The sequence below is a fragment of the Massilia sp. SYSU DXS3249 genome (genome assembly GCF_053668055.1).
Window position 1 is genome coordinate 112064 of the sequence record NZ_JBSIPX010000006.1, and the last position, 25761, is coordinate 137824.

Sequence of the window (25761 nt, forward strand, 5' to 3'; positions counted from 1 at the left end):
TTTTATGATGAATGGGAGCCGGCGCGCAAGGCGCCGCGGGAATCAGCTGCCCTGTGCGGCGCGGCGCATGGCGTCGATGCGGAAGGCTTCGGCATTGGCGTCGATGATGCGCAGGCCCTGGCAGCCTTCCGGAGCGCAGTCGGGCGCCGGGGTCTTGCCGCTGGCCGCCGGATCGGTCGAAAGGTCGACCACACGGATCACGGCTGCAGTCTGGACCGGGGTACCGTCGGCGACCGGGCCGGCTTCGCCACCGCATGCGGTCAGCAGCAGGGCGATCAGGGGGAGGCTCAACAGGGTGCGGAAAGAGGTGGCGTTCATGGCAGAAAAAGCGAGCTGGTCAGTGATGGCTCTATTGTAGGCGGGAAATTTTCTGCAAATCAATTGCTTTGTGAGATTTATCTTACAAATTAAAAGATCATGAACATCTTTTGCACGAAGATGAGCGACGATAGGTAGTGTTTCTAGGAAATGTTTCTAGAGAAACTTACGATTCTGAAGAGAAACAAATCATCCCGTCGCGTGCAGGCCACACCGTGCGAACCGGGTCTGTCCGTAGCGCTGGCCACTCCCTGCGGCACGGCGCGACCGATCCTGCACAAGGCGAGCGTGCGCACGCTTGACCTGCGCCCGGGGCAGGGTATGATGCGCTCATGAAAAAACTTGCCATTCTCTTCATGCTCGCCTGCGCGGCCTGTACGACGCGTGCCGGCGATCCCCCGGGCGCCGTTGCGGGCCAGCCGTCCAAACCGGCTGCGCCGGTCGCTGCGACGCGACCGGACACGCTCGGCCAGATCCGCTCGCTGATCGGCACGGCCGCATGCAGCAGCGACAACCAGTGCCGCATCGTGCCGATCGGCGCCCGTCCTTGCGGCGGCCCGTCCAGCTACCTGGCCTGGTCGAGCGCGAGCACCGACGCGGCGCAGCTGCAGGCGCTGGCCGATCGCTACAAGGCCGAGCAGCAGGCGAGCAACGAGGCATCGGGACGGATCTCGACCTGCATCGCCATCGCGCCGCCGGCCGTGGCCTGCCGGGCCGGAACCTGTCAGCTGACGGACGCACTGGCGACCCAGTAAACGCCGGTTAGCGCAGCAGGCCGCCGGCGCCACGCGAGCCGGTCGACCCGCACACGCGAGCGCGGCAGTAGTTGCCGCGACTATATGACCGTGTTACGCTGGACAAGCTTTGATCAAGCGGTCAACTCAGGAGTATCCGGATGCATGTTGTAACCTACAAGACCTTGCGCACGTGCAAGGCCATTCGCCTGCGCGCGGCCGGCTTCACGCTGCTCGAGCTGCTGGTCGTGATCGTTATCATCGGCCTGCTCGCCGCCTACGTCGGCCCCAAGTATTTCTCCCAGCTCGGCAAGTCCGAAGTGACGATCGCCAGGGCGCAGATGGAAGCCTTCGAAAAGTCGCTCGACACCTATCGCCTGGACGTCGGCCGCTATCCGACCGCCGAGGAGGGCCTGGCGGCGCTGATGACCGCGCCGGCGAGCGCCGGCACCAAATGGAATGGTCCCTACCTGAAGAAGGGCGTGCCGCCCGACCCGTGGGGCCAGCCGTATCAATACCGCTCGCCCGGCAGCAAGGGAGAATACGAGATCGTTTCTCTCGGCAAGGATGGCCAGCCCGGCGGCACCGGCGACAACGCCGACATCTCGTCCCAGTAACTCCACCCCATACATCCGGGCACGTCTTCATGCAGTTTGCAGTTCGCACCCTCGCGCCCGATCTGTCGATCGCGAGCGTCCTCATCGACGCTCTCGATGAAGCCGATGCCCGCCGCCAGGCCGAGGCGCGCGGCCTGTTCGTCAGCGCCGTGGAGCCTGCCGCAGGTGCACGCCTGGCGGCGCGGCGCGGTCCCAAACTCTCGCTCGTCCTGTTCAGCCAGGAGCTGCTGGCCCTGCTCAACGCGGGCCTCGGTATTGTCGAAGGCCTCGAGGCCCTGCTGGAGAAGGAAGCCAATCCGGCCGCGCGGGTCGTGCTCGAGCGCCTGCTGGCCGGCCTGCGCGAAGGCCAGCGCTTTTCCAGCGTGCTGGCGGGCCAGCCGGCCATGTTCCCGCCGCTGTATGTCGGCATCGTGCGCGCCGCGGAAGGCACCAGCGACCTGCCGCGCGCGCTGTCGCGCTATATCGACTACCAGCAGCGCATCGACACCGTGCGCGCGAAGATCGTCAGCGCCTCGATCTACCCGGTCATCCTGCTCTGCGTGGGCGGCGGCGTGAGCGCTTTTCTCATCGGCTATGTGGTGCCGCGCTTCGCCGAGGTCTACCAGGGGGCGGGGCGCGACCTGCCGTGGATGAGCAAGCTGATGCTCGAATGGGGCCAGTTCGCGGCCGGCCACGGCATGGCGATCCTGCTCTGCCTGGCGGCGCTGGTGGCGCTGCTGGTAACGGGTGTCCGGCGCGCGATCCGGAGCGGCGGCATCACGCGCTTACTTTCGCGCCTGCCCGGCATCGGCGAACGCGCCCGCATCTATGAACTGTCGCGCCTCTACCTCACGCTCGGCATGCTGACCGAAGGCGGCATCACCATTGTGAACGCCATCGAGACCGTGCAGCCGATGGTGTCGACCACCCTGCGCCAGTCGCTGGCCGGGGCGCGCGCCGCCATCGAATCGGGCCAGCCGCTGTCGACCGCCTTCGAGGCGCACGGCTTGAGCACGCCGATTTCGCTGCGCATGCTGCGTGTCGGCGAGCGCACCGGCGACATGGGTCCGATGCTGACCCAGTCGGCCGCCTTCTACGATGGCGAGATCAGCCGCTGGATCGACCGCTTCACGCGCACCTTCGAGCCGCTGCTGATGGCGGCCATCGGCCTGGTGGTCGGCGCCATCGTAGTGCTGCTGTATATGCCGATCTTCGACCTGGCCGGAGATATGTCTTGAAAGGCGATGTCTTGAGTACGACGATCGATAGCGCGCTGCTGGCGCGCGCCCGCGCACAAAGCCGCCTGTCGCAGCGCGCGCTGGTGGCCGAACTCGAAGCTTTGAGCGGGCTGGAGCCGCGCCAGGTGGTGGCCGCGCTGGCCGAGCCCTTCGGCCTCTCCGTCATGGAGACCGCCGAGATGCTGAGCCAGGAGCCGGCCTTCGACCTGCTGCCGCTGGCCCACAGCATGGCGCGCCACTGCGTGCTCCTGCGCGACCCGGCCGGCATGCTGACCGGGGTGATCGCCGACCCCTTCGACCTCGATTTGCAGACCTGGCTGTCGGCCCAGGCCCGCGCCACGCCGCGCGCGCCGCTGCACCTGCGCCTGGCGCTGGCGTCGGACATCCAGGCCTACCTGTCGCGCCAGGAAGCGTCGGCGCGCGCGGTCGATACCCTCGCGCCCAGCAACGGGGATGGCAGGAATAAAGGCGGGCGCGACGGCAAGACCGCCGCCGTGCTCTCCTTTGCTTCGGTGTCGGAAGCGGGCAGCCCGGCCGTCAAGCTGGTCAACTCGACCCTGTACGACGCCTTGAAGGCGGGCGCCTCCGACATCCACCTCGAGAGCACGGCCACCGGCCTGGCGGTAAAATACCGCGTCGACGGCGTGCTCGATCATGCGACTTCCGTCGGCGGCATCGAGCTGGCCGAGCACATCATCTCGCGCCTGAAGGTGCTGGCCGAACTCGACATCGCCGAGCGCCGCATCCCGCAGGACGGCAGCTTCCGGGTCGAGTCGGGCGGGCGCGACATCGACCTGCGCGTGTCGATCATGCCGAGCATCCACGGCGAGGACGCGGTGATCCGTATCCTCGACAAGCGCGCGATGGTCGAAGCCTATGGCGCCCTGACGCTGGAAGCGCTCGGTTTCGATGCGCCCTCGCTGGCGACCCTGCGCATGCTGGCCCAGGAAGCCTACGGCATGCTGCTGGTGACCGGGCCGACCGGTTCCGGCAAGACGACCACGCTGTATGCGGCGCTGACCGAGATCCACAACGGCCGCGAAAAGATCATCACCATTGAGGACCCGGTCGAGTACCAGCTGCCCGGCATCCTGCAGATCCCGGTCAACGAAAAGAAGGGGCTGACCTTCGCGAAGGGCCTGCGGTCGATTTTGCGCCACGACCCGGACAAGATTATGGTCGGCGAGATCCGCGACCGCGAGACCGCCGAGATCGCGGTGCAGTCGGCGCTGACCGGCCACCTGGTGCTGACCACCGTCCACGCCAACAACGTGTTCGACGTGTTCGGCCGCTTTACCCACATGGGCATCGATCCCTACGCCTTCGTGTCGGCCCTGAACGGCATCTGGGCCCAGCGCCTGATCCGCATGAACTGCCCGCACTGCGCGGTGCAGTACGACCCGAGCGAGGCCGAGCTGGCCTCGGCCAGGCTGGAACGCGAGGCGGTGGCGGATTACCTCTTCATGCGCGGCAAGGGCTGCGGCGACTGCCGCGGCACCGGCTATAAGGGCCGCCGCTCGATCGCCGAAATCCTGACCCTCAACGACGAGATCCGCGAGCTGATCGTCGACAAGCAGCCAATCCGCCGCATCAAGGCCGCCGCCCACGCGAACGGCACGCGCAGCCTGCGCCTCGCGGCGCTCGACCTGGTGCGGCGCGGCGCCACCACCCTCGAGGAAATCAAGCGGGTGACCCAGCATGCGTAGGTGGCCCGGACAGGTATTGCGCCTCGGCGTCGGCCACGACAGCCTGGCGCTGGTGAAGACGAGCCGTTTCAAGCGGCACAGCACGGTGCTGGCCGAAACCCGCATCGACGATGCCGCCCGGCCGGAAGAACTGGCGCGCGGCCTGCGTACGCTGCTGGCCGACGTCGCGATCGCCGGCTGGCCGGTCGTGGTGGTCGTGGCCGACGAGCTGGCGCGCATGTGGCAGGTGGCGCCGCCGCCCGCCGCGGCCTCGCCGACCGACCTGCAGGCGGCCGCCGCCATGCGCCATGCGGCGCTGTTCGGCGAAGCGCACGCCGGCTGGACGATTGCGGCCGACTGGCAGGCCACGCGGCCTTTCCTGGCCGCGGCGCTGCCCGCCGCGCTGCTGGGCGCCTTGCAGGGCTGGGCGCGCGAGGCGGGCTGCCACCTGGTCGAGATCGTGCCGCAGTTCGTCGCCGCGATGAACGGCTGGCGCAAGCTGCATCGGCCGGGCGCCTGGTTCGGCCTCGTGCACGGGCAGGTGCTGACCCTGGCCGCCTACGACGGCCCGCTGCTGGCCGCGCTGCGCAGCGCCGTGGTGCCGCCGGGCGCCGACCGCGACTGGCTGGAAAGCCACGTGGCGCGCGAAGCCTTGCGCGTCGGAGTGGGGCGGCCGGAACGGGTGCAGTTGTGCGGGACCGCGCCGCGCAGCTGGAACAGCCATGAAGGGCGCCTGAAATTCGCCTGCACGCTGCTCGAAGACGACGCGGCCGATGCGGCGCAGCCCCGCTCGGCGGCGGTGCGCCTGGCCTGTACCGGGAGCCCGGCATGAAGCGCGTCCACCTCGATTTCGCGGCGCCTGGCCTGCAGCGCAGCCTGTACCGCGCGCCGCACGCATGGGGGCCGCTGCTGGCCGGCCTGGCCGTGTGCGCGGTGGCGCTGTCGGCTGCACTGGACTACCGCGAGGCGGCCGAGGAAGTCGACGCCCAGCGCGCGGCGCTGCAGGCGCGCGCCGCCGCTCCGGTGGCGGCCACGCAGGCGGCGCAACTGGCGGCACGGCGCGCACCAAACGTCAGCGAAGCGCAGGCCGCTGCGACCAATGCCGCCATCATGCAGCTCAACCTGCCCTGGCGCGCGCTGCACGACGCCGTGCGCGGCGCAACGCCGGCCAGCGTCGCGCTGCTGGCGCTCGAACCCGATTCGCGCAAGCGCGTGCTGCGCATCAGCGCCGAAGCGAAGAACAGCGACGACATGCTCGCCTACGTGGAAGCCCTGGGGCGCGAGGAATCCTTCAGCGCCGTCACGCTGGTGCGCCATGAAGTGGTAGAGCAGGACCCGAACCGGCCGCTGCGCTTCCAGGTCGACGCCGGATGGGGGGCGCCATGAAGAACAGGAACCTGGCGACGAAGTTAAGCACAGCCTGGCTGCAGCTGCGCCTGGCGGCGCGCCGCGTCAGCCCGCTGACGCAGGCGGCCTTGCTCCTGTTCGCCGCCGGCTTCGGTACGCTGCTGTGGCTGGCGCCGGCGCGCGAAGGGCTGGAAGCGGAGCGCGAGCAGTTGCGCCGCGAGGCGGCAACGCCGCCGCCCGTCGTCGCCGCGCCGATTCCCGTCAGCAGCGCCGCCGAGCGCCTGGCGAGCTTCCACGCGGCGCTCGGCGCGCAACGCGACGTCGAGCCGGCCATGAAGACCCTGTTCCAGCTGGCGGCAAAGACCGGCCTGGTGCTGCGCCAGGGCGAGTACAAGCGCGGCCATGACCGCAACGCCGGGCTGTACACCTACCAGGTCAACCTGCCGGTCAAGGGCAGCTATGCCCAGGTCTGGCAGTTCGCCTTCGATGGTTTGCGCGCGCTTCCCTTCGCCTCGCTCGACGACGTCAGCTTCAAGCGCGACACCATCGGCGAAACGGCGGTCGAAGCGCGCCTGCGCCTGACCTTGTATCTCCAGGATGCGCCGGGTGCGCGGGGAGGGTTGCCATGAAGCCGCGCCATATCGCGATGGGCGTGGCGCTGGCCGTGTCCGCCGCCCTGGTGGCCTTCGGCGACCGGTCGCCCGAAGTCGAGGTGGCCGAGGCGGTCGAGCGTCCGGGCGCCGTGCCGGCCCCGGTCGCGCCGGCACGCAGCACGACGGCCGCGCCTTCGGCCGAACCCGACATCAAAGCCCTGGTGCCGCGCGAAACGCTGATCGGCGACGGCAAGGACCGCTTCGGGGCGGACGAGCATGCCCTGTTCGGCCGTCAGGACTGGACCCCGCCGCCACCGCCGCCGCCGAAGCCCGCGCCACCGCCGCCGCCGAGCGCGCCGCCGCTGCCGTTCACGTTCATCGGCAAGTCGCTCGAGGACGGCAAGTGGGAGGTCTACCTGGCGGTCGGCGACCGTACCCACATGGCGAGCGAAGGCGCCACTCTCGAAGGTTCCTGGCGCGTCGACCGCATCGCGCCGCCCATCATGACCCTGACTTACCTGCCGCTGAACCAGGTTCAGCAGCTAAACATTGGAGTATTCGAGTAATGGTTCGTTTCCGGAATCCTGGCCTGGCAAGCGCCCTGGCCGCCGTCGCGCTGCTCTCCGGCTGCACGGCGCAGCGCGCCTACCAAGAAGGCAATGCGCTGGTCGCGCAGGAGCAGGTGAGGGAGGGCCTGGTCAAGTACCGCGAGGCGGTCGCGGCGGACCCCGGCAACCCGCTGTACCGCGCGGCCCTGCTGCGCGCACGCGACGCCACGGCGACCCGCCTGATCGAGCAGGCCGAACGCGAACTGGCCGCCGGCCGCATCGACGCCGCGCGCGCGGCCTACCTCCAGGTGCTCGACGTCGACCCGGCCCACGAGCGCGGCCGCGCCGGCATGCGCCAGATAGAGGCGGCGCGCCGCCACGCCGCGCTGCTCGATGCGGCGCGCGCCGACATCGAGAAGAAGGAGCTCGACGCCGCCCGCCAGAAACTGGGCGCCATCCTGACCGAGCGCCCGGCGCACGAGGAGGCGCGCCTGCTGCTGGCCGAGATCGAGGACAAGGCCGCCGTGCCGGCCGGGGAGGCGACCCTGGCGGCCGCTTTCCGCAAGCCGATCAGCCTGGAATTCCGCGAAGCGCCGCTGCGCCAGGTCTTCGAGATCATCGCGCGCCACTCGGGCCTGAACTTCGTCTTCGACAAGGACGTGCGCTCGGACACGCGCACCTCGATCTTCCTGAAGAACAGCACGGTGGAAGCGGCGGTGCACTTCCTGCTGGTGACGAACCAGCTCGAGCGCCAGGTCATGGACGGCAACACGATCCTGATCTACCCGAACAGCGCGGCCAAGCTGAAGGAATACCAGGAGATGACGGTCAAGACCTTCTATCTCGCCAATGCCGACGCCAAGAGCATCGCCAACACCTTCAAGACCATCCTGAAATCGCGCGACGTGGTGGTCGACGAGAAGCTCAACCTGGTGATCCTGCGCGACAGCCCGGAAGCCATCAAGCTCGCGACCCAGCTCGTCGCCCTGCAGGACGTGCCGGAGCCGGAAGTCATGCTCGACGTCGAGGTGCTCGAGATCAAGCGTTCGCGCATCATGGACCTGGGCGTGAGCTGGCCGCAGAGCCTGGGCTTCGCGCCGCTGATCGGCGGCGACGGCGGCGCGATCACGATCGACGAGCTGCGCGGCATCAACAGCGGCCTGATCGGCGTGACCGGCGTGCGTGCCACCCTCAATGCGAACAAGCTCGATACCGATTCGAACACCCTGGCCAACCCGCGCATCCGCGTGCGCAACAAGGAAAAGGCGAAGGTCGTGATCGGCGACAAGGTGCCGAACATCACCACCACCGTCTCGCCGGGGGCAGGGGGCTTCGCTTCCGAGTCGGTCAATTACGTCGACGTCGGCCTGACGCTCAACGTGGAGCCGACCATTTACCTGAACAACGAGGTCGGCATCCGCATCTCGCTCGAAGTGAGCAACCTGATCGACACGATCCAGACCAATTCCGGCTCGGTCGCCTACCGCATCGGCACCCGCTCCGCGCAGACGATGCTGCAGCTGAAGGACGGCGAGAACCAGGTGCTGGCAGGCCTGATCAGCACCGAAGACCGCACCAGCGGCAGCAAGGTGCCCGGCGTGGGCAGCCTGCCCATCCTCGGCCGCCTGTTCGGCAGCACCCGCGACAGCAACGACAAGACCGAGATCGTGCTGTCGATCACGCCGCACCTGGTGCGCACGATCCAGCGCCCGGCGGCCGGGGCCTCCGAATTCGGCGCCGGCACCGAGGCCAGCTTCCGCCGCCGTCCGGATACGGCAGTGCGCCAGCCGACGGTCCAGCCGGGCGGTCAGCCAAACGGGCGTCCGGCGGCGATGCCGGTCCAGGGAACCCCGGGCGGCATGCCGGTCGCGCCGCCGCTCGGCCAGCCGGCCGTTTCGGGTATGGTGCCGCCGGTGAGCGGCATGCCGCTGTCGCAGCCGATCGGCACCACGCCGCCGCTCCCGTACACCCCGCCGGCGAACGCACCGAACGTGCCGCCTGCGCAGATGCCGTATGTGGTGCCGGCCCCGTCGCCGGCCGGTGCGCCGCCGGTGCCGGTGCCGCCACCGGCGCCCGCGCCGCCGGGCGCGCAGGTCACGCCGATCCCCGCGCCGACGACCACGCCGCTGCCGCCTGCGCGATGAGCCTGGTTGCATCGCCCGCCGCACGCGGCCGCAAGCGGGGGTTCACCCTGATCGAACTGCTGGTCACCCTCGCCATCCTGGCCCTGCTGGCGACCCTGGTGATCCCGGTCACGCAAACCGTGGTCCAGCGCAGGAGCGAAGGGGAATTGCGGCAGTCGCTGCGCGAGATCCGCGCCGGGATCGACGCGTACAAGCGGGCCAGCGACGAAGGCCGCATCCAGAAAACGGCGGGCGCCACTGGCTATCCGCCCCGGCTCGAACTGCTGGTCGAGGGCGTGCCCGACATGCGCAGCCCGACCAAGGCCAGGATCTTTTTCATGCGCCGCCTGCCGCGCGACCCCTTCCACACGGACGCGGATGCGACCGACGCCCAGACCTGGGGCAAGCGCAGCTACGCCAGCGAGGCAAACGAGCCGAAGGAGGGCGACGATGTCTACGACGTGTATTCGACGTCCGAGCGCATCGGCCTGAACGGCATTCCCTACAAACGGTGGTGACGCGATGACCTCGATGAAGTGCAAGCGTGGTTTCACGCTGATTGAGCTGCTGGTGGTGCTCGGCATCGTCGCGCTGCTCCTGACCCTGGCCGTGCCGCGTTTCTTCCCGAGCGTGGACAAGACCAGAGAGACCATCCTGCTTGAGAACCTGCGCAACACGCGTGCCGTGATCGACCAGTTTTATGCGGACACGGGGCGCTATCCCGATTCGCTGGAACAGCTGGTCGAGAAAAAATACCTGCCGCGCCTGCCGGTCGACCCGATCACCGAGAGCGACAGCAGCTGGGTCATCGTGCCGCCGGAAGAGGAGGGGACGCCGGGCGCGGTCTACAACATCCGCAGCGGCGCGCCCGGCAACGACCGCGCGGGCCGGCCCTACGCCGAATGGTAAGCAGGCGCGCCAGGCCGCCGGAGGCAGGCTTCACCTATGTCGGGCTGGTCGTGTTCGTGGCCATGCTCGGCCTGGTGGGCGCCGCCACCGTGAAGGTGGACGGCCTGCTGCGCCGCGCGGCGGCCGAACGCGAACTGCTGGAAATCGGGGCGGCCTTCAGCGAGGCCCTGCGCAGCTATGCCGCCGCCACGCCGCGCGGCTTTCCGACCGCGCCGCCGACCCTGCAGGACCTGCTGAAGGACCCGCGCTTTCCCGGCACGCGGCGCCACCTGCGCAAGATCTTCGTCGATCCGGTGACCGGCAAGGACGAGTGGGGCGTGCTCTACCAGGGCGACAAGGTGGGGGTGCTGGCCGTGTACAGCCTGTCCCAGGCCCAGCCCCTGAAGGTCGCGAACTTCGACGCGCGCTTCCAGAATTTCGAGAACAAGGAACACCTGTCGGAGTGGAAGTTCACGGCGCAGGGGCAGGGCCTGTCCGCCGCGCCCGCGGCGCGCTTGCCGGGACAGCCGCCGCCGCTGCCGGCGCCGGTGAAGCCGCCGCCCGGCACGATCGAGACGCCGCCTCCGCCGAACGCCCCCGCCGAGCCGGCCGAGCCGCCGGAACCGCCGGCGCAGCCCGAGCCCGAGCCCGCGCCGGAACCGCAACCCGAGGCGGAGCCCGATGCGAAGCCGGACCCCAGGCCCGAACCGGAGCCGGCCGAGCCGCCGGTCCCGCCGCCCGATCCGCCCGCCGCGGGCAGCGCACGGACTGTATCGGGCCGGTGATTACTTGGCGCGGCGCTTGAAGTCGCGCGGCCGGAAGCCCATCGCCATCAGCATGCCGAAATAGCTGGCGGCGCTGGCGACGATGATGGCAAGCAGGACGCCGGCGCGCAGGAAGGGCTGGGCGCGCAGCGCGATCCAGTCGAATTGCAGCTGGCCGAACCAGGCGACGGCCCCCATCACCGCCACGGCGACGAGCAGCTTGAAATAGAAGCCGGTCCAACCCGGCTGCGGCACGTAGATGTCGCGGCGGCGCAGACCGGAATACAGGAGGGCGGCGTTGACGCAGGCGCCGACGCCGATCGACAGCGCCAGGCCGGCGACGCCGAGCCCGAGTCCCCATACGAAGACGATGTTCAGCAGCTGCGTCACGACCAGCACGCCGAGCGCGATGCGCACCGGCGTGCGCACTTCCTGGCGCGCGAAGAAGGCCGGCGCCAGGGTCTTGACCAGGATGAAGCCCAGCAGGCCGGCGCTGTAGGCCATCAAGGGCATGGTCGAGGCGGCAACGTCGGCGCTGTCGAAGGCGCCGTAGTGGAACAGGGTCGCGATCATCGGCTCGGCCAGGGCCGCCATGCCGACCGCCGCCGGGATTGCCAGCAGGAAGGTCAGGCGCAGGCCCCAGTCCAGCAGGGAAGAGTATTCGCGGGTATCGCCCTCGGTGTTCGCCTTCGCCAGTCCGGGCAGCAGGATGGTGCCCAGGGCCACGCCGAGCAGGGCGGTCGGCAGTTCCATCAGGCGGTCGGCGTACTGCAGTGCCGTGACCGCACCGGCGGCGAGGCTGGCGGCGATGGTGGTGTTGATCAGCAGGCTGATCTGGGCCGCCGCCACGGCGAACACGGCCGGGCCCATCTTGCCGAGCATGCGGCGCACGCCGCTGTCGCGCAGGCCGACCAGCGGATTGAGCGACAGGCGCGGCAGCATGCCGAGCTTGAGCAGCGGCGGGAGCTGGAGCGCCACCTGCAGCACGCCGCCGATGCAGACGCCGACGGCCATCGCATAGATCGGCTGCTCGAAGTAATCGGCCAGCACGAGGGCGGCGAAGATGAAGGACAGGTTCAGCAGCACTGGGGTAAAGGCCGGAATCTTGAACTGGCGCCAGGTATTGAGCACGCCGCTGGCCAGCGCGACGAAGGCCATGCAGGCGATGTAGGGGAACATCATCCGCGTCATGACGACGGCGGCGTCGAAGGCGGCCGGCTCGCGCTGCAGCCCGCCGCCGATCCAGTAGATCAGGACCGGCGCGGCGAGGATGCCGGCGATGCTGGTCAGCATGGTGGCCCAGATCAGCACCGTTGCCACGTGGTCGACCAGGGTCTTGGTGGCTTCCTGGCCGTGCTTGGTCTTGTACTCGGTGAGGATGGGTACGAAGGCCTGCGAGAACGCGCCTTCGGCAAACAGGCGGCGCAGCAGATTCGGCAGGCGGAAGGCGATGTTGAAGGCGTCGGTGAAATTCGAGGCGCCGAAGGCGGCGGCGAAGAGGCTTTCGCGCAGCAGGCCGGTGACGCGCGACACCATGGTCATGCTGGAGATGGCAGCGAGGGTTCTGAGCAGATTCATGGGGCGAGATTATAGCTGTGCAACACTTCGCACGGCGTGTCTCCGCCACCAAATAATCAATAATGAATTGCCGGTAAAGGAATCCTTCGCTATAATCGTGGGCTGTACTGAATTCTGTTAGCAGACACAATGTTTTGGCAGGCACTGGAATGGGCCAGTTTGACTCGCTAATGTTTGCAAACGCAACTTGACCCCGATTTAGGAAATTCCATGGCAAATACCGCACAAGCGCGCAAACGCGCTCGTCAAGCAGTTAAGCAAAACGCACACAACAGCGCTCAGCGTTCGACCCTGCGTACCGCAATCAAGGCCGTTCGCAAGGCCATCCAGGCTGGCGACAAAGCCGCTGCAACCAGCATCTTCCAGTCGTCGGTTTCGACCATCGACAGCATTGCTGACAAGAAGATCATCCACAAGAACAAGGCCGCTCGCCACAAGAGCCGCCTGGCTGCTGCCCTGAAAGCCCTGTCGGCCTAATAGACCGGTTGGCGCGCGGCGACCCGCCGCGCTGGCAGTACAGTGGAAGAAACCCGCCCGACTTCGGTCCTGGCGGGTTTTTCTGTTTGCGGCGTGTTGTTGGCACGGTTGACTGGTCGAATCGCAGCTTCTTTGCGCGACCGCTGAGACCGCGTGGGCACGAGTGCCCACCCTACAACCGATCAACCGCCCCGGGCCGAGGTCCAGGCCAGGCAGCCGGCTGCCAGCATCGAATTGCTGACCAGGAAGGCGCCGTGGCCGTAGAGTAAATCCGTCTTCGATTTGTCCCGCACGTCGAGCGCCCACACGTCGCCGCTGGGCGCCGACCACAGGATGCGGCCGTCGACCGCGTCGATGCCGGCGAACACCTGCGCGGGCGTCGTGCCCGGCTTGAAGAACACCATCACGGTGTCGACGTTCGGCGGCGGCAGCGCCGCCACCGGCCCGCCCACGGTCACGGCCAGTACCAGCGCAGCAACGCCGCTGCGCCCGCCCAGCGGCCCCTCGCGCCGGCGCAGCCACCAGCCGAGCGCCACGAAACCCACGCCGAACACGAAGAACCACAGCAAGTCCCAGAACAGCACGTTCTCGCTGTCGAGCCGGATGCGGTGGATCCCGAGGATCCAGTGCGACAGCACGCCGTCGAGGATATGCCAGACGCCGAAGCCGCCCAGTGCATTGGCCAGCAGCAGACGCTCGCCGCCAGGGGTGGCGAAACCGGCGCGCGCGCGCCACAGTTTCCAGAGGCCGGCAAAGGCGACCACGTACATCAGCAGGTGGAACAGGCCGTCGGCCAGGATCTGCACGCGGATGTCCTGGAAGGGCGGCCGCGTCACCAGCGACAGCAGGTGGTGCCATTGCAGGATCTGGTGCAGCAGGATGCCGTCGAAAAAGCCGCCCAGCCCGAAGCCGAGCAGGTAGCCGGCCCAGCCCAGGGCGCGCTGCGAGGATATGGCGAAAGCATCGGATTGGCGTACGCCAGTCATGGTCTCTCCTGTCGGTTGCACGCGGCCCCGGGAAGGGAGGGGCGGCCGTGCGCCCATCCTAGCCTGTTCGGCCGCCGCGTGCGTCGTGTGGAGCCAGCCGTGCGCGCCCCTGCGGCCGCCTTCCCCTCGTTAAAGCTGTAGCGCACAGTAAAATACTGGTGCATAATGTGAAACGCCCGTCTTATGTCTTATAGAAGACTTCGACGCAGGCAGGTCGCCCTGGCCCGCCAGGCAGCCGGTTGCGAAGCCGTCGGCGCTCCCTTCCGGAGCCCGGCTCGCCGTCCGTCGTGCCGAGCGGAAAACGACCTGCACGATCTGTCCATCGCGCCGCGAAGCGGGGTAACATGATCGCTGCCGCGAGCGAAGACAGGCGTCACGTTTGAGTTATACGTTATACACATCGATCGCGAACAACCCGCGAGAACCGAGGAAAAAGCGCATGAGCAGTGATCCGACCATCATCTACACCCTGACCGACGAGGCGCCGCTGCTGGCGACCCACGCCTTCCTGCCAGTCGTCAGCACTTTCACCAAGCCGGCCGGCATCAAGGTCGAGCAGGCCGACATTTCGGTCGCGGCCCGTATCCTGGCGGCCTTTCCGGAAAACCTGACGCCGGAGCAGCGCGTGCCCGACGTCCTGGCCGAACTGGGCAAGAAGACGCTCGAGCCGGACGCGAACATCATCAAGCTGCCGAACATCAGCGCCTCGGTCGGCCAGCTGGTCGCCGCGATCAAGGAACTGCAGGGCAAGGGCTACAACCTGCCCGACTACCCGGCCGATCCGAAGACCGACGAAGAAAAGCAGATCAAGGCCCGCTACGGCAAGTGCATCGGCTCCGCCGTGAACCCGGTCCTGCGTGAAGGCAACTCGGACCGCCGCGCACCGCGCGCCGTCAAGGAATACGCACGCAAGAACCCGCACTCGATGGCCGAATGGTCGCCTGCCTCGCGCACCCACGTGTCGCACATGACCGGCGGCGACTTCTACCACGGCGAAAAGTCGATGACCCTCGACCGCGCCCGTGAAGTGCGCATGGAACTGGTCACCAGGAGCGGCCAGACGGTCGTCCTGAAGCCGAAGGTCGCGCTGCAGGAAGGCGAGATCATCGATTCGATGTTCATGAGCCGCAAGGCCCTGCTGGCCTTCTACGAGAAGCAGATCGAAGACGCGCGCGAAACCGGCGTCCTGTTCTCGCTGCACGTCAAGGCGACGATGATGAAGGTCTCGCACCCGATCGTCTTCGGCCACTGCGTGCGCATGTTCTACAAGGAAGCGTTCGAGAAGCACGGCGCGCTGTTCGACAGCCTCGGCATCAACGTCAACAACGGCATGGCCGACCTGTACAACAAGATCGCCGACCTGCCGGCCTCGCAGCGCGAAGAAATCGAGCGCGACCTGCACGCCTGCCAGGAACACCGCCCGGCGCTGGCCATGGTCGACTCGAGCAAGGGCATCACCAACTTCCATTCGCCGAACGACGTCATCGTCGACGCGTCGATGCCTGCGATGATCCGCGCCGGCGGCAAGATGTACGACGCCAACGGCCGCCTGAAGGAAGTCAAGGCAGTCATCCCTGAATCGACCTTCGCCCGTATCTACCAGGAGATCATCAACTTCTGCAAATGGCATGGCGCCTTCGATCCGCGCACCATGGGCACGGTGCCGAACGTGGGCCTGATGGCCCAGCAGGCCGAGGAATACGGTTCGCACGACAAGACCTTCGAAATCCAGGAAGACGGCGTGGCCAACATCACCGACATCGCCACCGGCGAAGTGCTGATGAGCCAGAACGTCGAGACGGGCGACATCTGGCGCATGTGCCAGACCAAGGACGCGCCGATCCGCGACTGGGTCAAGCTGGCCGTGACGCGCGCCCGCAACTCGGGCATGCCGGCCGTGTTCTGGCTCGACCCGTACCGTCCGCACGAGAACGAGCTGATCAAGAAGGTCCGCACCTACCTGAAGGACCACGACACGAGCGGCCTGGACATCCAGATCATGTCGCAGGTGCGCGCGATGCGTTACACCCTGGAGCGCGTCAAGCGCGGCCTGGACACCATCTCGGTCACCGGCAACATCCTGCGCGACTACCTGACCGACCTGTTCCCGATCCTGGAACTGGGCACCAGCGCCAAGATGCTGTCGATCGTCCCGCTGATGGCCGGCGGCGGCATGTACGAAACCGGCGCCGGCGGCTCGGCTCCGAAGCACGTGCAGCAGCTGGTCGAAGAGAACCACCTGCGCTGGGACTCGCTGGGCGAATTCCTGGCCCTGGCCGTGTCGCTGGAAGACCTCGGCATCAAGACCGGCAACGCGAAGGCGAAAGTGCTGGCCAGGACGCTCGACGCGGCCACCGGCAAGCTGCTGGACAACCGCAAGTCGCCTTCGCCGAAGACCGGCGAGCTCGACAACCGCGGCAGCCAGTTCTACCTGTCGCTGTACTGGGCCCAGGAACTGGCCGCGCAAACCGACGACGCCGACCTGGCCGCCGCCTTTGCACCGCTGGCGAAAACCCTGGCCGAGAACGAGTCGAAGATCGTGGCCGAGCTGCTGCAAGTGCAGGGCAAGCCGGTCGACATCGGCGGCTACTACAAGGCCGATGACGCCAAGGTGAAGGCCGTGATGCGTCCGAGCGCGACCTTCAACCAGGCGCTGGAGACGGTTGCTTAAGCTCCCTGGTTGCTGAATGAGAAAAACCCGCCGGGCTTGCGCCCGGCGGGTTTTTTTTCGTAGGGTGGACGGGTCTCCCGTCCACCCTACAGCGTCAACCCCGCAACGCTCCCACCGGCACCTCGATGAACTCCCCTGGCATCAAAGGATGCGTCGCCAGCGAAAATGGCCCGATACTGCTGCGCACCAGGCGCAGGGTCGGCAGGCCGACCGCCGCCGTCATGCGCCGCACCTGCCGGTTCTTGCCTTCCTCGAGCGTGATCGCGATCCAGCTGGTCGGCTTGTCTGCGCGCGCACGGATCGGCGGGTTGCGCGGCCACAGCCATTCCGGCTCGGCGATGCGCACCGCGCGGCACGGTTTGGTAACGAAATCGCCCAGATCGAGCGGTGCCTGCAGGCGCGCCAACGCCGCCGCATCCGCCACCCCGTCCACCTGCACCAGGTAGGTCTTGGCTTCCTTGTGGTCAGGGTGCGCGATCTTGTGCTGCAGCTTGCCGTCGTCGGTCAGCAGCATCAGGCCTTCGCTGTCGGCGTCGAGCCGGCCGGCGGGGTAGATGCCGGGGATGTCGAGATAGTCGGCCAGCGACTCGCGGCCTTCCTGCGGCGAGAACTGGCACAGGACCTGGAAGGGTTTATTGAAGAGAATGAGGGGCATGGAAGCGGTCTGGATCGAATAGGGCGCGGCGCGGGCATATGCCGGGCGCTTAGGCGTGGCGCGGGCAAACTTACTGGTGCATAATGCAAGACACCATTATGCTGTCTTATACAAGACTCGCAGCACCGCCATTGTAATGTAGATCGCAGACCCTGCCGGCCGTGCTTGATGCGCCGGCGGCGCGACCACCTGGGAGAAGACGATGTACCAGCATATCGAAGTGCCCGCCGACGGCCAGAAAATCACCGTCGGCGCCGATTTTTCGCTCAACGTTCCCGATACGCCGATCATTCCCTACATCGAAGGCGACGGCACCGGCATGGACATCACCCCGGTCATGATCAAGGTCGTCGATGCCGCCGTGGCCAAGGCCTATGGCGGCCGCCGCAAGATCAGCTGGATGGAAATCTATGCCGGCGAAAAGTCGACCGGCGTGTACGGCCCGGACGTCTGGCTGCCCACGGAAACGCTGGATGTGCTGAAGGATTACGTGGTCTCGATCAAGGGCCCTCTGACCACGCCGGTCGGCGGCGGCATCCGCTCGCTCAACGTCGCGCTGCGCCAGGAACTCGACCTGTATGTCTGCCTGCGCCCGGTGCGTTATTTCGCCGGCGTACCTTCGCCGCTGAAGCAGCCCGAGAAGACCGACATGGTCATCTTCCGCGAAAACTCGGAAGACATCTACGCCGGCATCGAATGGGCCGAAGGCTCGGAGGGCGTGAAGAAGGTCATCGAATTCCTCACGAAAGAGATGGGCGTCAGGAAGATCCGTTTCCCGGAAAGCTCGGGCCTGGGCATCAAGCCGGTCTCGCGCGAAGGCACCGAGCGCCTGGTGCGCAAGGCGATCCAGTACGCGATCGACAACGACAAGCCTTCGGTGACCATCGTCCACAAGGGCAACATCATGAAGTACACCGAAGGCGGCTTCCGCGACTGGGGCTATGCCCTGGCGCAGCGCGAATTCGGCGCCGAGCTGATCGACGGCGGCCCATGGTGCCGCTTCAAGAACCCGAAGACCGGGCGCGACATCATCGTCAAGGATTCGATCGCCGACGCTTTCCTGCAGCAGATCCTGCTGCGGCCGGCCGAGTACAGCGTGATCGCCACCCTCAACCTGAACGGCGACTATATCTCGGACGCACTGGCGGCCCAGGTCGGCGGCATCGGCATCGCGCCGGGCGCGAACATGTCCGACTCGGTGGCCATGTTCGAAGCGACCCACGGCACCGCGCCGAAGTATGCGGGCAAGGACTACGTGAACCCGGGGTCGCTGATCCTGTCGGCCGAGATGATGCTGCGCCACATGGGCTGGGTCGAGGCGGCCAACCTGATCATCAGTTCGATGGAAAAGGCGATCCAGTCCAAGCGCGTCACCTACGATTTCGCGCGCCTGATGGAAGGCGCGACCCAGGTCTCGTGCTCGGGCTTTGGCGAGGTGATGATCGAACAGATGTAAAGAACAGACGCATTGCTCCATGCAGTTCATCTGGAGAAGCCCCACCGCGCGAGCGGAACGGGGCTTTTTCTTTGGCTGTGGTACGGTGTGCTTGTGGCGCCTGGGGAGGCGCGTCCGTCGCGCAGTGGCGGAGGAGGGCACGTGCGCCGGGCGAAAAAAAACCCCGCGGTTGGCGGGGTTTCTCGCTTCCCAGGGGAAATTACATGCCCTGGATGTTGGAAGCTTGCTTGCCTTTAGGGCCTTGCGTGACTTCGAATTGGACTTTCTGACCTTCTTTGAGGGTCTTAAAACCGTTCATGTTGATTGCGGAGAAGTGCGCGAACAGATCCTCACCGCCGTCATCTGGAGTGATGAAGCCAAAGCCTTTGGAATCATTGAACCACTTAACAGTACCAGTTGCCATAAAAGAACTTTCAAATATAAACAAATCACACGAGCCATAAAAGCAAGAAGCTTCTTGCCCCCTCCTCAGCCTGCTCACTTCTTATCAACAAGTACATAAGTACATGTCAATGTTTCCATTGTTGATGCACTAAACTTGTAAGTCAAGCCCTTTGATGCGTCTGTTGTTAATTTTTTCATACCATGTGCATAGCGTCGGCAAAGCCCGCGCTAACCCGGCCCTTGATTTCCGCAATCGGGACGCCATCTGCGCTTTCACTGGAAAACAAGTAAGATAAAGGCGAATCGAAGTGAGCTGATCGAAGTGATCTGTTGAAGTGATCTGATATTTACGCTTTGCATCATCCTTGAACGCTTTAGAATACGCCCATGGCAACCAAGCACGATACCGAACAGCTGCTGGAGCGGCAAGTCGTAAAACCACCGCCGCTGTATCAGGTGGCTTTATTGAATGACGATTACACTCCGATGGAGTTTGTAGTGGCGGTCATACAGGAGTACTTCAACAAGGATCGCGAAACGGCGACGCAGATCATGCTTTCCGTGCACCGTCATGGTAAAGGAGTGTGCGGGGTGTTTTCCAAAGATATAGCGTGTACCAAAGTGGAGTTTGTCTTAACGCATGCGCGCAAGGCGGGGCATCCCCTGCAGTGCGTGATGGAGGAAGTATGATTGCGCAGGAACTTGAAGTATCCCTACATATGGCCTTTGTCGAAGCTCGACAGGCACGGCACGAGTTCATTACCGTGGAGCACCTGCTGCTTGCGCTCCTCGACAATCCCTCGGCCGCTGAAGTCCTGCGTGCGTGCGCGGTCAACATCGACGACCTGCGCAAGACCCTGACCAATTTCATCGGTGACAACACCCCGACCGTGCCGGGCACGGGCGAGGTCGACACCCAGCCGACGCTCGGCTTCCAGCGCGTGATCCAGCGCGCGATCATGCACGTGCAGTCGGCTTCGAACGGCAAGAAGGAAGTGACTGGCGCAAATGTGCTCGTCGCCATCTTCGGCGAGAAGGACTCGCACGCTGTTTACTACCTGCACCAGCAGGGCGTGACCCGCCTCGACGTGGTCAACTTCATCTCGCACGGCGTACGCAAGGACCAGCAGATCGACAGCCAGAAGGCGTCGGAAGGCGTGGAAGAGGCGCAGGTCGAAGGCGCGACGAAGGAAAGCCCGCTCGACCAGTTCACGCAGAACCTGAACAAGGCTGCCGCCGACGGCAAGATCGATCCGCTGATCGGTCGCGAAGAGGAAGTCGATCGCGTGATCCAGATCCTGTGCCGCCGCCGCAAGAACAACCCGCTGCTGGTCGGCGAAGCCGGTGTCGGCAAGACCGCGATCGCGGAAGGCCTGGCATGGCGCATCGTCCAGGAAGACGTGCCCGAGATCCTGCAGAACGCCGTCGTGTTCTCGCTCGACATGGGCGCGCTGCTGGCCGGCACCAAGTACCGCGGCGATTTCGAGCAGCGCCTGAAGGCCGTCCTCAAGCAACTGAAGGACACCCCGAACGGCATCCTGTTCATCGACGAGATCCACACGATCATCGGCGCCGGCTCGGCTTCGGGCGGCACGCTCGACGCTTCGAACCTGCTGAAGCCGGCCCTGGCGAACGGCCAGCTCAAGTGCATCGGCGCGACCACGTTCACGGAATTCCGCGGCGTGTTCGAGAAGGACCATGCATTGAGCCGCCGCTTCCAGAAGGTCGATGTCAACGAGCCGTCGGTCGAGCAGACCGTGCAGATCCTGCGTGGCCTGAAATCGCGCTTCGAAGAGCACCACGGCGTGAAATACTCGTCGTCGGCGCTGTCGACCGCGGCCGAGCTCGCCGCACGCTTCATCAACGACCGTCACCTGCCCGACAAGGCGATCGACGTCATCGACGAAGCGGGCGCGGCCCAGCGCATCCTGCCGAAGTCGAAGCAGAAGAAGACCATCGGCAAGACCGAGATCGAGGAAATCATCGCCAAGATCGCGCGTATCCCACCGCAAACGGTCAACCAGGACGACCGCAGCAAGCTGCAGACGATCGACCGCGACCTGCGCAACGTCGTCTTCGGCCAGGATCCTGCGATCGACGCGCTGGCGTCCGCCATCAAGATGGCGCGCGCGGGCCTGGGCAAGCAGGACAAGCCGATCGGCTCCTTCCTGTTCTCCGGTCCTACCGGCGTCGGCAAGACCGAGGTGGCCAAGCAGCTGGCCTTCATCCTCGGCATCGAGCTGATCCGCTTCGACATGTCGGAGTACATGGAGCGCCACGCCGTGTCGCGCCTGATCGGTGCGCCGCCGGGCTACGTCGGCTTCGACCAGGGCGGCCTGCTGACCGAGGCCATCACCAAGAAGCCGCACGCGGTGCTGCTGCTGGACGAGATTGAAAAAGCCCACCCGGACATTTTCAACATCCTGCTGCAGGTGATGGATCACGGCACGCTGACCGACAACAACGGACGCAAGGCCGACTTCCGCAACGTGATCATCATCATGACCACGAACGCGGGCGCCGAGAGCCTGACCAAGCGTTCGGTGGGCTTCGTGGATTCGAAGGCGGCCGGCGACGAGATGGCCGACATCAAGCGCATGTTCACGCCGGAGTTCCGCAACCGCCTGGACGCGATCATCAGCTTCCGTGCGCTGGACGAGGAAATCATCCTGCGCGTCGTGGACAAGTTCCTGATGCAGCTGGAAGAGCAGCTGCACGAGAAGAAGGTGGAAGCCATCTTCACCGAGAAGCTGCGCAAGTTTCTCGGCGCCAAGGGCTTCGATCCGCAGATGGGGGCACGTCCGATGTCGCGCCTGATCCAGGACATGATCCGCAAGGCGCTGGCCGACGAGCTGCTGTTCGGCCGCCTGGTCAACGGCGGTCGCGTCACGGTCGACATGAACGAGAAGGACGACGTCACGCTCGAGTTCCCGGAAGGCGACGCCCTGCCGCCACCGGCCCCGGCCGAGACGGTCGAGATCGAGTAAGGCTCGACACTCCGCAAAAAACCGCGCCCCGTGCGCGGTTTTTTTTCGCGTGACCGGACTCGAATGCAGCTGTAGGGTGGACGGCTTTACCCATCGCTTTGAGTGCCCCGCCGCGTGTGCGCCGTCCACGCGTCCAACCAGCGTATGCTCAGCCGCGCCATACGGGCAGAGGTAGCGTTGCGTACGCATCTACGCCGGTTGGCGATGGCGCCATGTCTTTTTTTGCATGTATGCACGCCAACACCGCCTTGCGCTATGGCAAACTCATGTTCCCTAGCAAACTTTGCCTCTGAACATGAACGTGTCCCGCACCATCCTCGCGCTGTCGCTGGCCCTGATCGGCCAGCACGCCACCGCCGCCGATCCTTATTTCCGTTTCCCCGCCGTGCGCGGCGACACGATCGTGTTTACCGCCGAGGGCGACCTCTGGCGTACCAGCACCGCCGGCGGCAAGGCCACGCGCCTGACCACCCACCCCAGCGCCGAGACCCATGCCGCGATCTCGCACGACGGCAAGTTCGTCGCCTTTGCCGCCTCGTACGAAGGCGCCCAGGAAGCCTACGTGATGCCGATCGAGGGCGGACTGCCGCGCCGGATCACCTTTGAGAATGGCGGCGTCACCGTGCTCGGCTGGACGGCCCAGGGCGAGGTGCTGGTCAGTACCGAAAACTCGACCGGCCCTTCGAAACACCGCGTCGTCGCAGCGCTCGACCCGTTCAAGCTGGCGCGCCGCGTGCTGCCGCTGGCCGATGCCAACGATGCCGTGCTCGACGATGCCGGCCGCACCGTCTACTTCACGCGCATGGGCCTGTCGATGACCAACGACAACGTGAAGTCCTACCGCGGCGGCGCCCACGCCCAGCTGTGGCGCTTCGACCTGGCGTCGAAAGGGGAGGCCCAGCCGCTGTTCAAGGCCGACCAGGCCAACAACCGCCGCGCCATGTGGTGGCAGGGCCGCCTGTACTTCGTCAGCGATGCCGGCGGCGCCGACAACCTCTGGACTTCGAACCCGGACGGCAGCGACCGCCGCCAGCTGACCCAGCACAAGGAATGGGACGTGCGCACGGCCTCGCTCGGCGACGGCCGCATCGCCTACCAGCTGGGCGCCGACCTGCGCGTGTTCGACATCGCCAGCGGCCAGGACACGCGCCTGAACGCCAGCCTGGTGTCGGACTTCGACCAGCAGCGCGTGCGCCGCGTGAAGTCGCCGCTCGATGCGCTGACCGGGATCGAGGTCGCCAACAAGGCCGAGCGCATCGTGCTGACCGCGCGCGGGCGCGTGACGATTGCGGGCACCGGCAACTACCGCCGCGTCGAGATCGCCGTGCCCGAGGGCGCGCGCGCCCGCGGCGCCGTGTTCAGCCACGACGACAAATGGGTCTACGCGATCGTCGACACCAGCGGCGAGAACGAGATCTGGCGCTACGCGGCCGACGGCTCCGGCCACGGCGAGCGCCTGACGACGGACGGCGCCAGCCACCGTAACAGCCTCTACCCGTCCCCGGACGGCCGGTGGCTGGCCCACACCGACAAGAAGGGCCGCACCTGGCTGCTCGACCTGCTTGCCAAGACCAACGTCATCATCGACGATGCAGGCCTGGTCGGCCTCGATCGTTCGGACCAGGTGGTCTGGTCGCCCGACAGCCGCAACCTGGCGTTTGTCCGCGCCGGCAGCAGCGAGCGGCGCGACCAGATCGGCATGTTCAACCTGACGTCCAAGGCGCTCAGTTTCGTCACGACCGACCGCTACGAGGCGACTTCGCCTGCCTTCTCCCCGGACGGCAAATGGCTGTACTTCCTGTCCTCGCGCCACTTCAACCTGGGTAACGCCTCGGTCTGGGGCGACCGCAACATGGGGCCGGTGTTCGACAAGCGTGTCGGCGTCTTCGCACTTGCGCTGCAACCTGACAGCCGCTTCCCCTTCAAGCCCGAGGACGAGCTGACCCGGCCGGAAGAAAAGTCGCCCGAAGCGGCGGCCAAGGCGGCCGTGAAGTCGCCCGGCGCGGACGAGAAAGACGGCGATAAGAGCGCCGCGGTCGCGGCGGCCACGGCAGCGGCGGCAGCCAACAAGAGCGATGCAGACAAGCCCAAGCAGCCCACGCCCGGCATCATCTACGCCGGCCTGCGCGAGCGCCTGTACGAAGTGCCGGTCGCGCCGGGCAACTACCGCGCGCTGGCCGTCGACGACAAGCGTCTCTACCTGCTCGACGCCGACGACGAACCGGGCAAGGCCACGCTCAAGACGCTCGCCATTTCGCGCAGCGCGCCCAAGCCCGAGACGTTTGTCGCCGGCGTACGCGAATTCGGTCTCTCCGGCGACCGCAAGCACGTCTATTACCGCACCTCGGCCAAGGGCGCGCCGGGCGACATGATCATCGTCGACGCCGCCGCCAAGGCGCCGGCCGACCTGTCGAAGGCCAAGGTCAAGATCGACGACTGGGCGGTGACCTCGAACCCGCGCATGGAATGGAAGCAGATGTTCAACGACGCGTGGCGCATGCACCGCGACTTCCTGTACGACGCGAAGATGCGCGGCGTCGACTGGAACGCCGTGCGCACGCGCTACGCGCCGCTGGTCGAGCGCGTGACCGACCGCGCCGAGCTGGACGACGTGCTGGGCATGATGATCGGCGAAGTCGGCGCGCTGCACTCGCAGATCCGTCCGGGCGACGTGCGCCGCGCCGCCGCCGAAGGCGTGCCGGCCAGCCTCGGCGCGGTGCTCACCCGCACGGCGGAGGGCTACCGCGTCGACCGCGTCTACCGCAGCGAGCCCGAGCTGCCGTCCGAAGCGGGCCCGCTGTCCGCGCCCGACGTCAACGTCAGGGAAGGCGACATCATCACCGCCGTCAACGGCAAGTCGCTGCGTGAAGCGCGCGACATCGCCGACCTGCTGCTCGATACCGCCGGCAAGCAGGTGCTGCTGCACGTGAAGGCCGCCGACGCCAAACCGGGCAGCAAGCCGCGCGCGGTCATCGTCACCCCGGCCACGATGGCGACCCACGCCAGCCTGCGCTACGCCGACTGGGAACAGGGCAGGGCGCAGCAGGTCGACACCGCCTCCAGGGGCAAGATCGGCTACCTGCACCTGCGGGCGATGGTGGCGCGCGACATCAACGCCTTCGCGCGCGACTTCTACGCCAACATCAACAAGGAAGGCCTGATCATCGACGTGCGCCGCAATAACGGCGGCAACATCGACAGCTGGATCATCGAAAAGCTGCTGCGCCGTCCATGGGCCTTCTGGGCCTCGAACGGCCGCCAGCCCTACCCGAACATGCAGAATTCCTTCCGCGGCCACCTGGTGGTGCTGATGGACGAGCTGACCTATTCGGACGGCGAGACCTTCGCGGCCGGCATCAAGGCCCTGAAACTCGGCCCGCTGGTGGGCAAGCGCACGGCCGGCGCCGGCGTCTGGCTGAGCGACGGCAACGGCCTGGCGGACAACGGCATGGCGCGCGTCGCCGAGAACGGCCAGTTCTCGAGCGACGGCGAGTGGCTGATCGAAGGCGTGGGCGTGGCGCCCGACGTCGAGGTCGACAACCTGCCGCACGAGACTTTCAATGGCCGCGACCGCCAGCTGGAAGTGGCGCTCGAACTGCTCGAGAAGAAGCTGAAGGAGCAGCCGGTGAAGCAGTGGAAGCCGGCCGACATTCCGGCCCTGAAGCGCTGAGCCAGCCAGGCTTCATGAAGACGCGCTCTCGACCGGGCGCGTTTTTTTACGCCCATCTATTCC

23 protein-coding genes are annotated in these 25761 nt (G+C 66.5%); 18 read left to right on the forward strand and 5 right to left on the reverse strand.

The features are described 5' to 3' along the window. Positions 1-42: 42 nt before the first annotated feature. On the reverse strand, positions 43-318 hold the full coding sequence (locus ACWCIA_RS09410) for a hypothetical protein (RefSeq protein ID WP_454162652.1): 276 nt from the start codon (positions 316-318) through the stop codon (positions 43-45). A gap of 332 nt (positions 319-650) precedes the next feature. Between ACWCIA_RS09410 and ACWCIA_RS09415 the strand changes: the two genes are divergently transcribed. The 12 genes from ACWCIA_RS09415 (at position 651) to ACWCIA_RS09470 (ending at position 10855) form a co-directional block, all read left to right on the forward strand. Continuing rightward, positions 651-1073 (forward strand): hypothetical protein, encoded by a 423-nt coding sequence (locus ACWCIA_RS09415; RefSeq protein ID WP_454162654.1) that lies wholly within the window; start codon positions 651-653, stop codon positions 1071-1073. A 140-nt stretch (positions 1074-1213) separates the two neighbouring features. After that, on the forward strand, positions 1214-1669 hold the full coding sequence (gspG, locus tag ACWCIA_RS09420) for a type II secretion system major pseudopilin GspG (protein ID WP_454162656.1): 456 nt from the start codon (positions 1214-1216) through the stop codon (positions 1667-1669). A 29-nt stretch (positions 1670-1698) separates the two neighbouring features. Continuing rightward, complete coding sequence (locus ACWCIA_RS09425; protein ID WP_454162658.1) at positions 1699-2886, forward strand: type II secretion system F family protein; 1188 nt, start codon at positions 1699-1701, stop codon at positions 2884-2886. A gap of 11 nt (positions 2887-2897) precedes the next feature. Further along, on the forward strand, positions 2898-4592 hold the full coding sequence (locus ACWCIA_RS09430; protein WP_454162660.1) for a GspE/PulE family protein: 1695 nt from the start codon (positions 2898-2900) through the stop codon (positions 4590-4592). Beyond that, the gene (locus ACWCIA_RS09435) at positions 4585-5403 is read left to right on the forward strand and encodes a hypothetical protein (RefSeq protein WP_454162662.1); all 819 of its coding nucleotides are present in this window, start codon (positions 4585-4587) and stop codon (positions 5401-5403) included. Before ACWCIA_RS09430 ends, ACWCIA_RS09435 begins: the two co-directional genes overlap by 8 nt. After that, positions 5400-5957: a hypothetical protein gene (locus ACWCIA_RS09440; RefSeq protein ID WP_454162664.1), complete on the forward strand. Its 558-nt coding sequence runs from the start codon at positions 5400-5402 to the stop codon at positions 5955-5957. Before ACWCIA_RS09435 ends, ACWCIA_RS09440 begins: the two co-directional genes overlap by 4 nt. Next, positions 5954-6547, forward strand: a complete 594-nt coding sequence (locus ACWCIA_RS09445) for a hypothetical protein (protein ID WP_454162666.1) — start codon at positions 5954-5956, stop codon at positions 6545-6547. Before ACWCIA_RS09440 ends, ACWCIA_RS09445 begins: the two co-directional genes overlap by 4 nt. Continuing rightward, positions 6544-7077: a hypothetical protein gene (locus tag ACWCIA_RS09450; RefSeq protein ID WP_454162667.1), complete on the forward strand. Its 534-nt coding sequence runs from the start codon at positions 6544-6546 to the stop codon at positions 7075-7077. Before ACWCIA_RS09445 ends, ACWCIA_RS09450 begins: the two co-directional genes overlap by 4 nt. Then, positions 7077-9203, forward strand: coding sequence for a secretin N-terminal domain-containing protein (locus ACWCIA_RS09455; protein ID WP_454162669.1), 2127 nt, complete (start codon positions 7077-7079; stop codon positions 9201-9203). Before ACWCIA_RS09450 ends, ACWCIA_RS09455 begins: the two co-directional genes overlap by 1 nt. Continuing rightward, positions 9200-9700: a prepilin-type N-terminal cleavage/methylation domain-containing protein gene (locus ACWCIA_RS09460; RefSeq protein ID WP_454162671.1), complete on the forward strand. Its 501-nt coding sequence runs from the start codon at positions 9200-9202 to the stop codon at positions 9698-9700. The genes ACWCIA_RS09455 and ACWCIA_RS09460 overlap by 4 nt, the downstream gene beginning before the upstream one ends. 4 nt (positions 9701-9704) lie before the next feature. Next, entirely contained in the window at positions 9705-10091 is a 387-nt protein-coding gene (locus ACWCIA_RS09465) for a type II secretion system protein (protein ID WP_454162673.1), read from the forward strand. Then, on the forward strand, positions 10085-10855 hold the full coding sequence (locus tag ACWCIA_RS09470) for a type II secretion system protein (RefSeq protein ID WP_454162675.1): 771 nt from the start codon (positions 10085-10087) through the stop codon (positions 10853-10855). Before ACWCIA_RS09465 ends, ACWCIA_RS09470 begins: the two co-directional genes overlap by 7 nt. On the opposite strand, the gene murJ is transcribed toward ACWCIA_RS09470, so the two are convergent. Next, on the reverse strand, positions 10856-12412 hold the full coding sequence (gene murJ, locus ACWCIA_RS09475; protein ID WP_454162677.1) for a murein biosynthesis integral membrane protein MurJ: 1557 nt from the start codon (positions 12410-12412) through the stop codon (positions 10856-10858). Between the two features lie 210 nt (positions 12413-12622). Here murJ and rpsT point away from each other — a divergent pair, with 210 nt between their 5' ends. After that, positions 12623-12889 (forward strand): 30S ribosomal protein S20, encoded by a 267-nt coding sequence (gene rpsT, locus ACWCIA_RS09480; protein WP_056339242.1) that lies wholly within the window; start codon positions 12623-12625, stop codon positions 12887-12889. Positions 12890-13071: 182 nt separating this feature from the next. Here the strand turns inward: rpsT and ACWCIA_RS09485 are convergent, their stop codons facing one another. After that, complete coding sequence (locus ACWCIA_RS09485) at positions 13072-13875, reverse strand: DUF2243 domain-containing protein (protein WP_454162679.1); 804 nt, start codon at positions 13873-13875, stop codon at positions 13072-13074. Positions 13876-14314: 439 nt separating this feature from the next. Between ACWCIA_RS09485 and ACWCIA_RS09490 the strand changes: the two genes are divergently transcribed. Continuing rightward, positions 14315-16546: an NADP-dependent isocitrate dehydrogenase gene (locus tag ACWCIA_RS09490; protein ID WP_454162681.1), complete on the forward strand. Its 2232-nt coding sequence runs from the start codon at positions 14315-14317 to the stop codon at positions 16544-16546. Between the two features lie 94 nt (positions 16547-16640). On the opposite strand, the gene ACWCIA_RS09495 is transcribed toward ACWCIA_RS09490, so the two are convergent. Continuing rightward, positions 16641-17201 carry a pseudouridine synthase gene (locus ACWCIA_RS09495; RefSeq protein ID WP_454162683.1) on the reverse strand — a complete coding sequence of 187 codons (561 nt, stop codon included), beginning with the start codon at positions 17199-17201 and terminating at the stop codon, positions 16641-16643. 202 nt (positions 17202-17403) lie between these two features. On the opposite strand from ACWCIA_RS09495, the gene icd reads away from it, so the two are divergent. Beyond that, positions 17404-18657 carry an NADP-dependent isocitrate dehydrogenase gene (icd, locus tag ACWCIA_RS09500; RefSeq protein ID WP_454162685.1) on the forward strand — a complete coding sequence of 418 codons (1254 nt, stop codon included), beginning with the start codon at positions 17404-17406 and terminating at the stop codon, positions 18655-18657. Between the two features lie 199 nt (positions 18658-18856). Here the strand turns inward: icd and cspE are convergent, their stop codons facing one another. Then, entirely contained in the window at positions 18857-19060 is a 204-nt protein-coding gene (cspE, locus tag ACWCIA_RS09505) for a transcription antiterminator/RNA stability regulator CspE (protein ID WP_020653506.1), read from the reverse strand. A 368-nt stretch (positions 19061-19428) separates the two neighbouring features. Between cspE and clpS the strand changes: the two genes are divergently transcribed. The 3 genes from clpS (at position 19429) to ACWCIA_RS09520 (ending at position 25698) form a co-directional block, all read left to right on the forward strand. Beyond that, positions 19429-19731, forward strand: a complete 303-nt coding sequence (gene clpS, locus ACWCIA_RS09510; RefSeq protein WP_192056713.1) for an ATP-dependent Clp protease adapter ClpS — start codon at positions 19429-19431, stop codon at positions 19729-19731. Further along, a complete protein-coding gene (gene clpA, locus ACWCIA_RS09515) occupies positions 19728-22028 on the forward strand; it encodes an ATP-dependent Clp protease ATP-binding subunit ClpA (protein WP_454162688.1) in 2301 nt (766 codons plus the stop codon). Before clpS ends, clpA begins: the two co-directional genes overlap by 4 nt. 295 nt (positions 22029-22323) lie before the next feature. Then, entirely contained in the window at positions 22324-25698 is a 3375-nt protein-coding gene (locus tag ACWCIA_RS09520) for a S41 family peptidase (protein WP_454162690.1), read from the forward strand. Positions 25699-25761 lie beyond the last annotated feature (63 nt).